Genomic DNA, 15,669 nt, shown 5'->3' with positions numbered 1-15,669 from the left:
AGGGTGTTTTTTATGAGAGTTCGATTTGGTTATGTTGCGATTGCGATGCGTTTAGATAAAGTTACAAGTTCATCTCCTGTGACATATAAGAAGTATTCATCTATTGAGTCTGAAAGAGAACGCTTAAGTTTACTTAAACGAGTGACTCAATCGAATCTAATTGATTTAATAAAAATTTTAAAGTATAACATTGAAAATGACATTCATTTTTATCGCCTCACGTCAAAACTTATTCCACTTGCCACCCATCAAGATGTGGTATGGAATTATTCAAAAGTGATTCAGACCGAATGTCAAGAAGTAGCTAAGTTAATCAAACAGTCTAATATGCGAGTCGATGCGCACCCCGATCAGTTTAATGTCTTAAATAGTGTCAATGAATCGGTTATCGAGTCTTCGATTCGTACACTTGAGCATCAATTAGATTTATTTGATTTATTTGACATGGAGCATGGAAAGCTAGTCCTTCATGTGGGAGGAAAAGCGGGTGGAAAAGAGGCGGCACTAGAACGATTTATACATACCTTTGAGCGGCTACCCTCACGTCTTCAACGGGCACTTATTTTAGAAAATGACGATAAGACCTATTCGGCTTCAGATGTTTTAGGTCTTTGTCAACGACTGCATGTACCAATGGTATTAGATATTCATCATCATCGTTGCTATAATGAAGGAGAATCATTAGAGTCAATGGTAGAATCTATTTTTAAGACGTGGGAAGCCGATTATTGGCCACCTAAAATTCATGTGTCAAGTCCGAAGGAGTTTGAGACTGATCGTCGTCATGCTGATTTTATTGAAGTAGACGATATGCTACGCTTTTTAGATTTAATTAAACCGTTAAATCAAGATATTGATGTTATGATTGAAGCCAAGCAAAAAGATTTAGCTCTCCACCGATTAGTTCATGAGATTAAACAAGCACGGCCAAAGTGGCAGTGGCTTGATCATACGACCATTGAAATTTAATAAACCACATAAAAAACAGATTGCTTATTCATGAAGTAGTCTGTTTTTTAATACAGTTTAATAAAGAGATTGAATAGAACTAAAGGAGCGAATAAATAGATGAGAAACTTAGTTAAACAAGATTTTAAAGGGGTTATTTCAATTGAGGAGCATGGAAAATGGGTTTTTAAACAAGCGTATGGAGAGGCTGATCTTGCCAATCAACGCCTCAATCGATTAGAAACAAAATTTCCTATGGCATCAGGAAGCAAAGTATTTATTGCAGTGGCCATTTTACAACTTATTGAGGGGAAGTTTATTTCTTTTGATAGCACACTTGGCCAACTCTTACCCTTTGATTGGCATCATATTGATAAAAATATTACGGTTCGTCAATTATTGACACATACGTCAGGATTACCTGATTATTTTGATGAGTCGCTTTGTACGGACTATGCGAAGTTATGGGAGAATTATCCGAATTACCGAATTCGAACGTCTCAAGATTTACTTCCCTTATTTCTTCATAAACGCATGGCATTTCCGAAGGGGCAAAAGTTTCAGTACAATAACGCCGGGTATGTAGTCTTAGGGTTAATCATTGAAGCTGTCACTAAATTACCGTTTGATCGTTATTTAGAAAAAATCATTTTTACTCCTTGTGAAATGGAGGATACTGGCTATTATGAGCTTGATCGATTACCACTTCACTGTGCAACGGGTTATTGTCTAGATGAAGAGACACAAACTTATTATAGCAATATTTATAGCCTTGATGTGAAAGGAAGCGGAGCAGGAGGAGCCTATACAACAGCAAAAGATATGGATCGGTTTTGGACCTGTTTGATGAAAGGAAGATTAATTTCTCAACCGATGGTGAATGAAATGTTATCTCCTCAAGTGAAGGAAGATTGGTATGGTTACGGCGTATGGCTTAAATCGTTAGATGATGGTCACTATCTTCCGTTTATACAAGGGAGTGATCCAGGAATTAGTTTTATTAGTTCTTATGATCGACAGAAGTGTCGAACTATGACAATGATGAGTAATTTTGCTCAAGATGTTTGGACCTTACACGGGAATTTTTATAAGGCTTTAAACAACTAAGTCTTATTTTAACCAGACGTTGGAATTTAGGATAGAACTAATGTTTGAACTCATGCGTTGTCCCTTTATTTTACGACAAACATTCGGTATAATAATAAAGTTAAGAATGTAGATAAAGGATGAAACGTATGTATTTAAAAAGAATTGAGACAATTGGTTTTAAATCCTTTGCAGATAAAACTGTCGTTGAATTTGAACAAGGTGTCACTGCCGTCGTTGGACCGAATGGATCGGGAAAAAGTAATATTTCCGATGCGATTCGTTGGGTACTAGGTGAGCAGTCAGCTAAGAGTTTACGTGGGGGGAAGATGGAAGATATTATCTTCGCCGGAACATCAACTCGTAAACCATTAAACTTTGCTGAAGTGACGCTTGTTTTAGATAACAGTTGTGGAAGTTTACCAATTGATTATGAAGAAGTCAGTATTACGCGCCGTGTTTATCGTACGGGAGATAGTGAATATTTAATTAATAAACAAAAAGTGCGTTTAAAAGATGTTGTCGATTTAATTATGGATACAGGGATTGGTCATGACTCTTTATCCATCATCTCTCAGGATAAGGTTAAGGCAATCGTTGAGGCGCGCGTTGAAGACCGCCGTGTAATTATTGAAGAAGCGGCTGGTGTATTAAAATATAAAATGCGTAAAAAAGAAGCGACTCGAAAGCTTGAATCAACAAGTGATAACTTAAGTCGTGTACAAGATATTATTTTTGAGCTTGAGGACCAGGTTGAACCGCTTCGTAAGCAATCAGAACAAGCTGAGAAGTACATGGTCTTAAAGCAAGAATGTAGTGATTCTGAAATTAGTGTGTTAGCTTATGACATTAAAACTTTAAATGATCAAATGGAGCGTTCAAAAAAGGAACGTAAAGATGTTGAATTTGAGCATGTCAGTATTAATGCCAAAATTGCTAATGATGAACGTCGTCGTGATACGTTAAAGCAAAATCAGCAAGCACAAGAGCGCCAGTTAGAGCAATTACAAGCTGATTTAGTTGAAACATCAGAATGGATTCAAAAGCTTCAAGGTCAACGCGATGTTTTAAAAGAACGTCATAAAAATGCGTCATCTAATAAAGAAGAATTAGCAGAACAACAAGCACAACTTGAATCACGTTTAGAAACTTCACAAGTCGAGTTAAAAACAGCTGAAGAGGCCATGACAAAGACGAAGACATTGTTAGAAACGAAGCAATCACAGTTACAGAAGGTCTCTGAAGAGTATCAACATTTAGAAGAAAACTTAAAGATTCAATTAGATACGACGCGTGACGCTTATTTTGAGGATGTGAATCGGTTAGCGAGCGTTAAAAATCAATATATTGCGATTAATCAGCAGATTAAGCGAACAGAGACCACGCTTGAGCGCATCAATGAGGATGAGGAAAAAGCGTTACTTGATCGTGACGCATTAGTTCAAGAGCAAGAGACATTTAAAGCGCAGTATGGAAAGTTTGAGACATCGTTAAAAGAAAAACGAGATTTATATCAACAATTATATAAAGAACATCAACAACGCTTAAAGCAGGCAGAGATGGAAACAAATCGTCATCGTCATTTAACCCATCAGTTAGATAAGATGAATAACCGTTTGCAATGGCTTGAAGATGCTCAAAAAGATTTCTCTGGATTTAATGAAGGGGTTAAAAAGATTTTAAAAGCTCGTGAACAGGGACAAGTCTCTGGGATTGAAGGGGCTGTTGCTGAGTTAGTTACGGTTCCAAAAGAGTTAGAATTAGCGATGGATGTCGTCTTAGGGCCAGTCATGCAACAGATCGTCACGACCAATGATGATTCTGCTAAAAAAGCCATTGATTTTTTAAAGAAACATCACGCAGGACGTGCCACGTTCTTACCATTAAACGTTATTAAATCACGTCTTTTACCACTGGATGTTCAAAATCGTATTCAAGGAAATCAAGATGTGGTAGGTGTAGCTTCACAATTAGTTGGGTATGATCAGCGTTATCGACAAATTGTTGAAAATATTTTAGGAAATATTATTGTAACCAAGGATTTAAATGTGGCGAAAAATTTAGCGAAACAGCTGAATTATCGTTATCGTATCGTAACGTTAGAAGGTGACGTGATTAATGCTGGAGGGGCGATGACCGGAGGGGCCGTGAAGCGTCAAGGTTCATCTTTACTTCGTCAAAAAAATGAAATTGAAGATTGCCAACGTCAAATTCAGCAATTAACGGATGAGTTAGAACAGTCAAAAGTCCTTCAAGAAGAATGGGCACAGACCGTGAAGCAATCTGAAAAAGAATTGCAAAAGGTACAACTTGCTGGTGAACGCTTAAAAGAGAAGATGTCTGAAGTGAATCAACAGAAGTTAGCGTTTGAATATCGTGAAAAATCACAAAATGAACGTGAGCAACTACTTCGTATTGAACGCCGTGAGCATGAAGCCGAATTAAAACAATTAGTTGAGAAGAATAATCAGTTAGCAGAAGATCGTTTAGTTCTAGAACAGCGTATTGAAGAGGCAAAAGCAACAATTGAGACGTTAGAAGAACAACTCGAGCAACAAGAAGAATTAAAATCTCAATTATTACAACAGATGACTGAATTAAAAGTCGATGTGGCAAAACTTGAAACGGCATTACATAATGAGTGTGCGACGTTTGAGCGTTTAAAAGGTGAAACTGAACAAGTTAGAACGCGATTAAAAGAATTATTAGATAAAATTGCTGAAAGTGAACAAGCATTACTTGGAAATGATGATGAAGTGGTTCAATTAGAAGCAAACTTAGCTGAGAAGAAAGAAAAACGTGAAGGCATCATTGAACAGATTCAAGATCAACGTGTCACGTTAACAAAAGTCAGCCAAGAATTAGAGACACTTGAACGTGAAGTTCGAGAAAGTCATAAAGTGCAACAAAAGATGGCTGAATCATTAAATCAATTAGATGTTTCAATTGGGAAAGTCGATGTTGAGATGGATATCATGATTAAAAAGTTAGAGGAAGAGTATCAGATGACGTTTGATCATGCAAATGAAAATTATCCATTGAAGGGCTCAATTGAAGAAATTAAATCACGTATCCGTAGTATTAAAGGTCAAATCGCTGCACTGGGTGAAATTAACGTTGGAGCGATTCAGGAATATCAACGTGTTAAAGAACGTTATGATTTCTTGACGACACAGCGTGATGATTTAATCGAAGCGAAAGCCACGTTAGAAGAGACCATTAATGAAATGGATCAAGAGATGACGGTGAAGTTTAAAGAAACGTTTGATCTGGTTCGTGAACAATATATGGAGATCTTTAAAAAATTATTCGGTGGTGGAAGTGCGGATTTAGTGTTGACGGATCCTCATGATTTACTTCATACAGGGGTAGAAATTATTGCTCAACCACCAGGAACGAAGTTAAAGACTTCGAATTTATTATCAGGTGGTCAAAAGGCATTAACATCAATCGCGTTATTATTTGCTATCTTAAAAGTTCGTACGGTTCCGTTTTGTGTGCTCGATGAGGTTGAAGCCGCACTCGATGAAGCGAACGTCGCACGCTATGCCAACTATTTAAAGGCGTTTAGTAATGAGACGCAATTCATTGTCATTACTCACCGTAAAGGAACGATGGAAAAAGCCGATGTTTTATATGGGGTGACGATGCAAGAGCGTGGAGTGACGAAATTAGTTTCAGTCCGCATGGATAATGTCTCAGACTATATGGATGACGAAAAATAATAGTCAGATGGCTAAAAATGTGATAGAGTAACAATAAGTAGTAGTTAACTATAATACAATATGATGATTGAGGTGGCATCTATGGGTTTATTTGATCGTTTGAAATCGATCGTTCTTGGAAAGAAAGAAGTGTCTGAGACAGAATTACGTGCTCAGCAACATTATAAAGAAGGTATGAAGAAAACACGTGGGAACTTGTTAAAACAATTACAATCAGTGTTTTCAAGTTATACAGATGTGAATGAAGAATTATTTGAAGAATTAGAAGATATCTTCATTATGGCAGATATCGGGGTTTCAACGGTTGTTGAATTCATTGATCAATTAAAAGAAACTGTTCGTGAGCATAATGTAACAGATCCAAAAGAGTTACAACGTATCATGGTTGATAAGTTATTTGAAATTTACGTCAAGGGTGAGATTGTTAACTCAAACTTACGTATGAATAAAGAAGGTTTAACAGTTATTTTATTTGTTGGGGTTAACGGTGTTGGAAAAACGACATCAATTGCTAAAATTGCTCATCAATTAAAAGCTAAAGGAAAATCAGTATTATTGGCAGCGGGAGATACGTTCCGTGCGGGTGCCATTGAACAGTTAGAAGTTTGGGGAGACCGCATTGGTGTAGATGTTGTTTCTTTAAAAGAAGGTTCAGACCCATCAGCGGTTATGTTCGATGCTATTAAAGAAGCGAAGGCTCGTAATGTGGATGTTTTATTATGCGATACAGCGGGACGTTTACAAAATAAAGTTAACTTAATGAAAGAGCTTGAAAAAATTAAACGTGTCATTGAACGTGAAGTACCAGGTGCGCCTCACGATACGTTATTAGTTATTGATGCAACAACAGGTCAAAATGGAATGAGTCAAGCAAAAGCATTCTTAGAGGCAACAGATGTTTCTGGAATTGTTTTAACTAAATTAGATGGAACAGCTAAAGGTGGAATTGTTTTAGCAATCCGTAACGAAATTGGAATTCCAATTAAGTATGTTGGTTTAGGTGAAAAAGCAGAAGATTTAGTTCATTTTGATATTGAACAATATATTTATGGTCTGTTTGCAGACTTATTTGAAGGTGACGAGAACTAATCGATGTTACGTTTGATTTTAAAATAAGTCGGTAGGCATGATAGATTGGACTGGGGGCAAAACGATGCTAGAGAAAGTCAATCGAATGAATGAGCTATATGATACTTATCAAGAGTTATTAACGTCTAAGCAAAAGGTGTATTTCGAACTTTATTATCAAGATGACTTATCACTCAGTGAGATTGCAGAGCAGTTTGAGGTAAGCCGAAATGCAGTATTTGATAATATTAAGCGCACAGGTAAGTTGCTTGAAGATTATGAAGATAAGTTACAGTTATTAAATAAGCGTGAAGCACGCGAAAAGATTATTGATCAGATGATGTTGCATACATCGGATGAACAGTTAGTGAAATGGATGAATGAGTTACAATCACTTGACTAAAAAAGAATAAGTTAAATTTACAGTGCGAAATTAACTTATTCTATTGTTAGACTGGGTGAATGATGTTTTTATATAGAAACAAAAATGTATTTCATATTTTTAGGATGAGTCATAGTTTCACAAACCCTTTGGGACTAAGACATCCTATCGTCGCGGGGTAACCTAGCGATTTCTGAAAGAAATCTATTCCACCACCGCTAGGGATTAAAAGTTTTTCAATTAGCAAAAACTTATCGCGACTTGTAGATATAGGAGGTTTATAAAATGGTATTTGAAACATTATCAGAACGCTTGCAGTCAGCACTAAAAAGTGTTACACGTAAAGGAAAGTTAACGGAAAAAGATGTTGACGTGATGATGCGTGAAGTGCGCTTAGCGCTACTTGAAGCCGACGTAAATATTAAAGTCGTACGTGAATTTATTAAAGAAGTAAAAGAGAAAGCCATTGGGGAGACTGTTTTAAAAAGTTTAACACCAGGGCAACAAGTTATTAAAATCGTTAATGAAGAGTTAACGAAATTAATGGGTGAAAATGCAGCTGAATTAAACTTTGGACATACGAAGCCAGCTGTGTTTATGATGGTCGGATTACAAGGGGCCGGAAAAACAACTCATACAGGGAAATTATCAACTTACTTACGTAAGAAAGAGAAAAAGAATCCGTTATTAGTCGCTTGTGACGTGTATCGTCCAGCAGCGGTTGATCAGTTAAAAACAATTGGGAAACAATTAAATATTCCAGTTTTTGAAAAAGGAACATCAATGAATCCGGTCGATATTGCCAACGAAGCAATGGCATATGCGCGTGAAAATGGTCACGACTTAGTGATTATCGATACAGCCGGACGTTTGCATATCGATGAGCAATTAATGGATGAGTTAAAAGATATTAAAGCGTTAGTTAAACCACAAGAAATCTTATTAGTTGTTGATGCCATGACAGGACAAGATGCGGTAAATGTAGCACAGTCATTCCATGAGCAATTAGATTTAACAGGGGTTATTTTAACAAAATTAGATGGGGACACTCGTGGTGGTGCGGCTTTATCAATCCGTAAAATTACAAATGTTCCAATCAAATTCATGGGGATGGGAGAAAAACTTGATACATTAGAAGTATTCCACCCTGAACGTATGGCATCTCGTATTTTAGGTATGGGAGATGTTATGACATTAATTGAGCGCGCTCAAGAGAATTTTGATGAAGAAGAAAGTATGAAGTTAGCAGATAAAATGATGAATGCAACATATGACTTCAATGACTTCTTAAAGCAAATGAAGCAAATGAAAAAACTGGGTGCATTTGAAGATATCTTAAAACTGATTCCTGGAGTAGGGAATCAATTGAAAGATATTAATATTGATCCAAAACAAATGGCTCGTGTGGAAGCGATCATTTACTCAATGACAGAACAAGAACGTAAAAACCCAGATTTAATTAATGCAAGTCGTAAAAACCGTATTGCTAAAGGGTGTGGATGTGATATTGCTGAAGTTAATCGTTTAATTAAGCAATTTACAGACATGCGTAAAATGATGAAGAAATTCTCAAACATGGATCCACGTCAAATGGAACGTATGGCAGCCGCTATGCAACGTGGTGGAGGAAATCCAATGGCTGGCCTTGGTGGCATGATGGGACAAGGTAAAAAAGGAAAAGGTAAAGGACGTGGAGGATTCCGCTTCTAATAAAGAAGATCGCTAAATAGGCGATCTTTTTTTTGTGATAAAAAATGAATAGTTAACAAAAATTTTTTCCGCAAAAAGGTGAGACATTTGAAATTATTCTGAAAGATGAAATGATATTAATAAAAATTTGGTTGCATTTGTCATAAAAAAGAGTCTTTTACAACAAAATAAGGAGGAAAAGATTACTGTAATAAAGTTAATGCATAGAAGATAAAAAGGATCTTTATATTTTTCTAAGTATGTTGAGAATTCCATGAACTATTTGCTTGTATGGAACTATTAGAAATAAGGATTAAGAAAAAAAGAGTGAACTAAACCATTTGGAAACATCAAATGATATGCTATATATTAACTGTTTCTTCACAAAATTAACATACAATTTATGGATAAAGTATCTAATAATGGTTAAAATGAGGTTGTTGATGAACGATACAGATTAATAATAAACAGGTGGAGGGACTTATAATGTTCAAAAAATGGTTAAGTGTTATCTTATCAGTAGCAGGTGTATTAGCCTTTATAACAGGATGTTCGACAAATGAAATAGATAGAGGTGAAACATCACAAGAACCGAAAGTGACAGCAGAAGCTAAAGAAGGTGAAATGGCAACCAAAGTTCCTAAATATGTGTTTATGTTTATTGGGGATGGAATGTCTCAAGTTCAAGTGAACTCAGCACAAGTTTACGAAGGGAGTAATGTATATGGAGACGTTAGGACATCAAATTTAAGCTTTACACAATTTCCTGTTACAGGCTTAGTTACAACCCAAAATTCTAGTTCTTTTGTTCCAGATTCAGCCTCAACGGCAACATCCTTGTCATCAGGGGTTAAGACGCATAGTGGAGTTATTGGTCTAAATGTTGATAAGACAGAAGCGACGAAAACTATTGCTGAGCAAATGAAAGAATCTGGTAAAAAAGTTGGGATTGTATCATCCGTCACTTTAAATCATGCGACACCAGCTGCCTATTACGCTCATGTTGAATCACGTGGAATGTATTATGAAATTGCTAATCAATTAGCAGAATCTAACTTTGACTACTTCGGAGGAGGATCCTTATCTCAACCAACAGGAAAAGATAACAATCAAAAAGATGCTTTCGAAATTATTAAAGAAAATGGATATACGATTGCCAATACAAAAGAGGATATTTTAGCTCTAGATGAGAATTCAGGGAAAGTTTATGCGGTAAGTCCAGTTTTACAAGATGGTGGGTCACTGCCATATTATATCGATACAAAAAAGGGAGATTTAACACTAGCTGACTTCGTTCAAAAAGGAATTGATGTATTAGATAATGATGAAGGGTTCTTTATGATGGTTGAATCAGGGAAAGTTGACTGGTCATGCCATGCTAATGACGCGATGACAGCCATTCAAGAAGTTTTAGGGTTTGAATCAGCAATCGATGTGGCGATTGCCTTTGCTAATGAGCACCCAGAGGAAACATTAATTGTCGTTACGGGAGATCATGAAACAGGTGGTATGAGTATCGGATTTGCGGCAACTGGTTATGATACAGCATTCAATTTATTAGACGCACAAAAAATGTCTTATGTAGCATTTGATGAATTAGTTAAAGCGAAAAAAGAAGAAAATCCAAACTTAACATTTGAAGAGATGTTACCAATGATTAAAGAAAACTTTGGCTTATTAACAGCTGATGATGAAGCTGCAGCAGTTAAAGAAAATCAAGCCTTCGTTTTAAGTGACTATGAATTAGCAAAATTACAAGCTGGATTTGAAGAATCAATGAAAGCAGTAGAAGATCGTACATCAAGTGAGGAAAATGACTTATTATACGGTGGATATGATCCATTATCTGTGAGCTTAACACATATTTTAAATAATAAGGCGGGAATTGGATGGACTTCATATGCACATACCGGAACACCAGTAGCTGTGTATGCCATGGGAGTAGGATCTGAAAAATTTAGTGGATTTTATGACAATACAGATGTTTATCATAAATTAGTTGAAGTAACAGGTTTAAAAGAATAATCCATATTGAGATAAAACTAGTTAAGTTAAATAATTAACAAGACTGGTGAAAACCAGTCCTCTATCATTTTGAAGGAGTCGTTTGTTTTGACGTGGTTAAAGAATAAAATCAATCGAAAAGAATGTGTTATGATTGGAGTTTTTATCGTTTTACTTGCTCTTTTATGGTGGATTCCAACGGGGTTTCAAAAACAAATTTATGTTAATTCAGAAGGTGTGAAAGCAAAAGTCGTTGAAGTAAATAATAAGGGTGTTTATTCCACGGGGATGATTCAACAAGGGGACCAACGTTGCACAATTGAAATTTTAGAAGGTGAACACAAAGGACAACAAGTTGAAGGGATGAACTTGCTGACTGGAAAGTTAGAGTTTGATAAAATGTTTAAACCGGGCGATGAGGCTTGGGTATTGTTAGAGTTGGACTCATCGAATGAGGTTATCTTCGCTAATATGGTGGATTATTATCGAATCGATCAACAAATTTTCTTAATTGGATTATTTGTTATACTAATCATTGCCTTTTCGGGCTTTACTGGAGTTCGGACATTGTTGTCGTTTTCCTTTGCTTTATTTAGTATTGTGAAGATTTTAATTCCATGTCTGCTAAAAGGAATCCCTCCATTATTAGTTGCCTTAATGGTTGGAAATTTATTGACAGTTATAACCTTGCTATTAGTCGCAGGTTGCAATAAAAAGGCATATACGGCAATGATAAGTTCGATGATTTGTTCTTTAATGACGTGTCTATTAGCTGTTGTATTTGGGGATCTATTTAAGATGCATGGAGCCGTGATGGATTGGTCAGAGTCTTTACTTTATGCAGGATATCAACATTTAGATTTAACGGCCATTTTTCAAGCGGGAATTTATTTAGCTTGTTCAGGTGCCATTTTAGATTTATCGATTGATATTTCAGCTGCTTTAGACGAGGTTATTAAAAATAATCCAAGTGTTTCACGAGCAAATTTAATTAAATCAGGGCTTTCAATTGGGAAGTCCGTCGTTGGAAGTCAGACAACAACGTTATTACTTGCTTATATGGGAAGTTATATTACGATTTTAATGGTTTATATGGCACAAGGAACACCATTAATGTCTATTTTAAATTCTCAAAAAGTTTCATCTGAAATTCTTCATACGTTTGTTGGTTGTATTGGCTTAGTTCTTGTTTCACCACTAACAGCTATCATTTGTGGGATTGTTTATTGCCCAAGACATCATCGTGAAGCAGCGATTGAAACATCACCACTTATTCCAGAAAATTAATATAATAAAAAGCGCCCTGTTTAATGATAGCGCGCTTTTTGATAGGTTCTTTATCTAATTGTTCGTTGAGTTTGGTAATTTTGATAATAATCATCTTCGGCAAATTGATTGGCTTCATAATTTTTAATTTGAGGCTTTAGATCGATGACCTCAGTTTTAAAGATGAGATCATGTAGTGTTCGATGGTCGCTACGTTCACTGCACATGAAATAACTGATGATATGGCTCAGTCCAAATGTAAGTATGAATAACGAATATTTGGTTAGTTCTCTAAGCTGAATTTCCCACCAAGCTAAAGGAGTATGTGACTTTAAATGTAGTGGTTTCAGTTTGAAAATAAGCTTGCCTATACTTTGACCTTGATTTAGACACGGAATTAGAAAGATTAAAAGATATAACCCAAGGATAAGGATAACTTTTTGTAACCAGCCCATTAAGGTAAAAGCACACATAAAAATAAATAATATAGTCATTCCAAAATCAAGGAGATAGGCGTTGCTGCGTTTAATGAAATTTGCGATATAAATTGACTCTTTCACACATTCACCTCTTTAATCCAATTTATGGATATTATAACATTGAAACGTCTTTGTGTAAACGTTTAAAATAGGGAGGTTAAGAGGTAGTAAACTAGAGACAGTTGTGCTTAAAATACAGGGAAATAAAAAATAAGCCGCCTAGGGGTGGCGGCTTATTATTCATACTTTGACCATATGTGAAAGGGAGAGGAGAAGTATGATAGAAGAATAGGGGGGATTATTTTTATAGTAACCTCTCGGCTACAATTATAATATTGACATTAACTATATTTTCTATACAATTAAATTAGAAAAATATTAGGAAGTGATAAAATGCGAGTTGTTGCTGGAACATTAAAAGGACGTAGCATCAAGGCAGTTAAAGGAACAAATACGCGACCAACGACAGATAAGGTTAAAGAAAGTATCTTTAATATTATTGGCCCTTATTTTGATGGTGGAGTAGCATTGGATTTATTCGGTGGAAGTGGAAATTTAGGAATTGAATCATTAAGTCGTGGAATTGATCGTGTTATTTTTGTCGATCGAGAAACGATTGCTATTAATACGATTAAACAAAATGTTAAAGATTTAAAAATTGAAGATCAAGTTGAAATTTATCGAAATGATGCATTTAAAGCATTGAAAGCCATTGTCAAACGTGGTTTACAATTCGATTTAATTTTATTAGATCCTCCTTATAAGGGGCAACGTATTAATGAGATTATCGAGTTTATTCATGAAAATGAGTTATTAGCTATAGATGGAATTATTATGGCCGAGTGTTTAAAAGAAGATGAACTTCATGAATCAATTGGAGATATTCATCAAGTTAAACGTGAAATTTATGGAATCACCGCTATTACCATTTATAATCGAGTAGATGAAAACTAATTCACTGATTCATGATTACTCATGAGTAGTGTTAACGTGGAGGATATAGGAATGGATAAAGTAGGACTTTACTCTGGAACGTTTGATCCGGTGACGAATGGACATTTAGATGTCATTGAGCGCGGTTATGAACTATTTGATCGTCTTTATATCACTGTGGCGCAAAATATTAATAAGAAAACATTATTTACAGTTGAAGAACGTGTAGAGATGTTAAAGTGTGCGACAGTACATTTACCTAATGTAGAAGTGATGGTTTGTTCAGATAAATTAGTCGTAGATTTTGCTAAAGAAGTGGGAGCTAAAACGATTTTACGTGGTCTTCGTGCGGTTACAGATTTTGAATACGAATTTCAAATTGCAACGACGAATAAGCGATTAGCACCTGAGATTGAAACGGTCTTTTTGATGACAAAAGCAGAAAATATGTTTTTATCGTCATCAACGACAAAAGAAGTCGCTCGATTTGGAGGCGATGTTTCAAGTTTTGTACCTGACTTTGTCAAAGACGCGTTAGAAGAAAAATATAAAATATTACAAATGAAATAATGTGAAGAGATAAGTAAGGTTTGCTGTTACTTATCTCTTTTTCTTTATCCTTTCATTTTTATAACTAGTGTGGTATCTAATACAAGATTGCTTGGGAATAGTGACTAATACTTCAGCTAATAATGGACTAATTTTAAAGGAAGAGACTGAATTAAAGAACGAAATTAAAGGAGGTTTGCTGAAATTATGGATTAAAAAAGCTTATCCATTATTTTGGATAAGCTTTTAAGCTAGTTTATGTTTGACTCTTATTTTTATTTGGTGGTATAGTTTTAAAACGAAATAAGAAGCAAATAAGACCACGGTCAGTGGAATGAGAGAAGAGTCCACTGTAGATGGAGTTGAGTCGAGAGGAAGGAAGACATCTATATCCTCTCTTAAGACTGTTTTCCATGTCAGTAACACGATGAGTGCACTCGTACATCCATGAAGGAGTCGCATGATGAAATATTTAAGATAAGGAATATTCAAGTTTTTGGCAAACATAAAACTTTGTGTGTGGACAGATAGACCAGTAAAACTAATAATAAAAGCAGTTAAGACGAGTTTAGTTTGAAGAGGAGCGGTTGTTTGCGAAACTTTAGTGACTCCTTGGGTAAATTCAAGAATTCCTGCTACAAGTGGTTCTATTGACGCTAGACCTATATCTTCAATAAAAGGATGCATAATGACATTGAAGAGTTGTGTAATCTCAATGATATTAAACGTCTCAGAAATGATGTAGAAAAAGACGATAATTCCTCCAACACGGATTAATGTTTGAAGACTACTTTCAATACAGTCAATCAAAATAGCAGAAAATGATTGATTTGGAAATTGAACGGTGACTTGGCGAATTGTTTCTTTGGAGCGAAGTAAAGGATAACAACAAATAAAGACAGCAATTGATCCTAAAAGATGCGCTATTAATAATAAGTAACCAATCGTGGTGGATTGATACAGCACGACGCCTACCGTTCCGAGGATGAAGAGGGGGCTGGCAAAGTTGCAAAAATACATGAGTCCTTCCATTTCTTTAGCACTAATTAAATGTTGATCATAGTAATCTCGTGCCATCTTTGATCCTGATGGATTTCCACTAATCATGCTCAAAAACATAACAAAAAATGTAATGGGTGATAAGTGAAGTAGGTATTTAAATAATGGCGTGAGCAGCTTACCGATTAATTGCGGCACTTGATAATAAATCATGAGACGCGTCAGTACAAAGAATGGAAAGAGTGAAGGCACAACTTTTTCTGCCCAAGTGACAAAACCAGTTTTGGTCGCCGCAATAATAGGCGCTGGTTGCAGTAATAAGATAATAAGAAATGCAAGAAGAACAACAGAATTCATGATTTTTTTCATAGATAATCACCTATAATGAATGTATTGTAAAGGAAGGGAAAGTATGTCTTTTTTAAATTGACACATAACTACAAGGTATATGGAGTCTAAAGCAGGTAGTGAATACTTTTTAAGGTGAGGAAGCAGCATGAAATCATCAAGATGAAGTTAGTTTCATAGGAGTTTTAATAAG

General features: G+C 35.6%; 12 protein-coding genes. 10 read left to right on the top strand and 2 right to left on the bottom strand.

Translation table 11 applies throughout. The annotated features are described in order from the left end of the window. The first annotated feature begins 12 nt into the window (after positions 1–12). The 8 genes from uvsE (at position 13) to AT726_RS01020 (ending at position 12,189) form a co-directional block, all read left to right on the top strand. On the top strand, positions 13–969 hold the full coding sequence (gene uvsE, locus AT726_RS01055) for a UV DNA damage repair endonuclease UvsE (RefSeq protein ID WP_068758837.1): 957 nt from the start codon (positions 13–15) through the stop codon (positions 967–969). 99 nt (positions 970–1,068) lie between these two features. Then, positions 1,069–2,055 carry a serine hydrolase domain-containing protein gene (locus AT726_RS01050; RefSeq protein ID WP_055241514.1) on the top strand — a complete coding sequence of 329 codons (987 nt, stop codon included), beginning with the start codon at positions 1,069–1,071 and terminating at the stop codon, positions 2,053–2,055. 128 nt (positions 2,056–2,183) lie between these two features. Continuing rightward, positions 2,184–5,759, top strand: coding sequence for a chromosome segregation protein SMC (gene smc / locus AT726_RS01045; protein WP_068758836.1), 3,576 nt, complete (start codon positions 2,184–2,186; stop codon positions 5,757–5,759). An 81-nt stretch (positions 5,760–5,840) separates the two neighbouring features. Beyond that, positions 5,841–6,848: a signal recognition particle-docking protein FtsY gene (gene ftsY, locus AT726_RS01040; RefSeq protein ID WP_055241510.1), complete on the top strand. Its 1,008-nt coding sequence runs from the start codon at positions 5,841–5,843 to the stop codon at positions 6,846–6,848. 64 nt (positions 6,849–6,912) lie between these two features. Next, positions 6,913–7,230, top strand: a complete 318-nt coding sequence (locus tag AT726_RS01035; RefSeq protein WP_055241507.1) for a putative DNA-binding protein — start codon at positions 6,913–6,915, stop codon at positions 7,228–7,230. A 264-nt stretch (positions 7,231–7,494) separates the two neighbouring features. After that, positions 7,495–8,919, top strand: coding sequence for a signal recognition particle protein (gene ffh, locus AT726_RS01030; RefSeq protein WP_068758835.1), 1,425 nt, complete (start codon positions 7,495–7,497; stop codon positions 8,917–8,919). A gap of 465 nt (positions 8,920–9,384) precedes the next feature. Continuing rightward, positions 9,385–10,923 (top strand): alkaline phosphatase, encoded by a 1,539-nt coding sequence (locus AT726_RS01025; RefSeq protein ID WP_055241503.1) that lies wholly within the window; start codon positions 9,385–9,387, stop codon positions 10,921–10,923. 87 nt (positions 10,924–11,010) lie between these two features. Continuing rightward, the gene (locus tag AT726_RS01020; RefSeq protein WP_237297156.1) at positions 11,011–12,189 is read left to right on the top strand and encodes a YibE/F family protein; all 1,179 of its coding nucleotides are present in this window, start codon (positions 11,011–11,013) and stop codon (positions 12,187–12,189) included. Between the two features lie 50 nt (positions 12,190–12,239). Here AT726_RS01020 and AT726_RS01015 read toward each other — a convergent pair whose 3' ends face one another. Further along, a complete protein-coding gene (locus AT726_RS01015) occupies positions 12,240–12,728 on the bottom strand; it encodes an RDD family protein (RefSeq protein WP_055274933.1) in 489 nt (162 codons plus the stop codon). 312 nt (positions 12,729–13,040) lie between these two features. Here AT726_RS01015 and rsmD point away from each other — a divergent pair, with 312 nt between their 5' ends. After that, the gene (gene rsmD / locus AT726_RS01010) at positions 13,041–13,601 is read left to right on the top strand and encodes a 16S rRNA (guanine(966)-N(2))-methyltransferase RsmD (protein ID WP_055241498.1); all 561 of its coding nucleotides are present in this window, start codon (positions 13,041–13,043) and stop codon (positions 13,599–13,601) included. A gap of 51 nt (positions 13,602–13,652) precedes the next feature. Then, on the top strand, positions 13,653–14,150 hold the full coding sequence (gene coaD / locus AT726_RS01005; protein WP_068758834.1) for a pantetheine-phosphate adenylyltransferase: 498 nt from the start codon (positions 13,653–13,655) through the stop codon (positions 14,148–14,150). Between the two features lie 225 nt (positions 14,151–14,375). Here the strand turns inward: coaD and AT726_RS01000 are convergent, their stop codons facing one another. Further along, on the bottom strand, positions 14,376–15,497 hold the full coding sequence (locus AT726_RS01000) for a nucleoside recognition domain-containing protein (RefSeq protein WP_068758833.1): 1,122 nt from the start codon (positions 15,495–15,497) through the stop codon (positions 14,376–14,378). Positions 15,498–15,669: the final 172 nt, after the last annotated feature.

Origin of the sequence: Turicibacter sp. H121 (assembly GCF_001543345.1) — a bacterium.
Lineage (GTDB): Bacteria > Bacillota_I > Bacilli_A > MOL361 > Turicibacteraceae > Turicibacter > Turicibacter bilis.
Note: the sequence above shows the minus strand (reverse complement) of the source record. Positions and strands in the feature narration are given on the sequence as shown.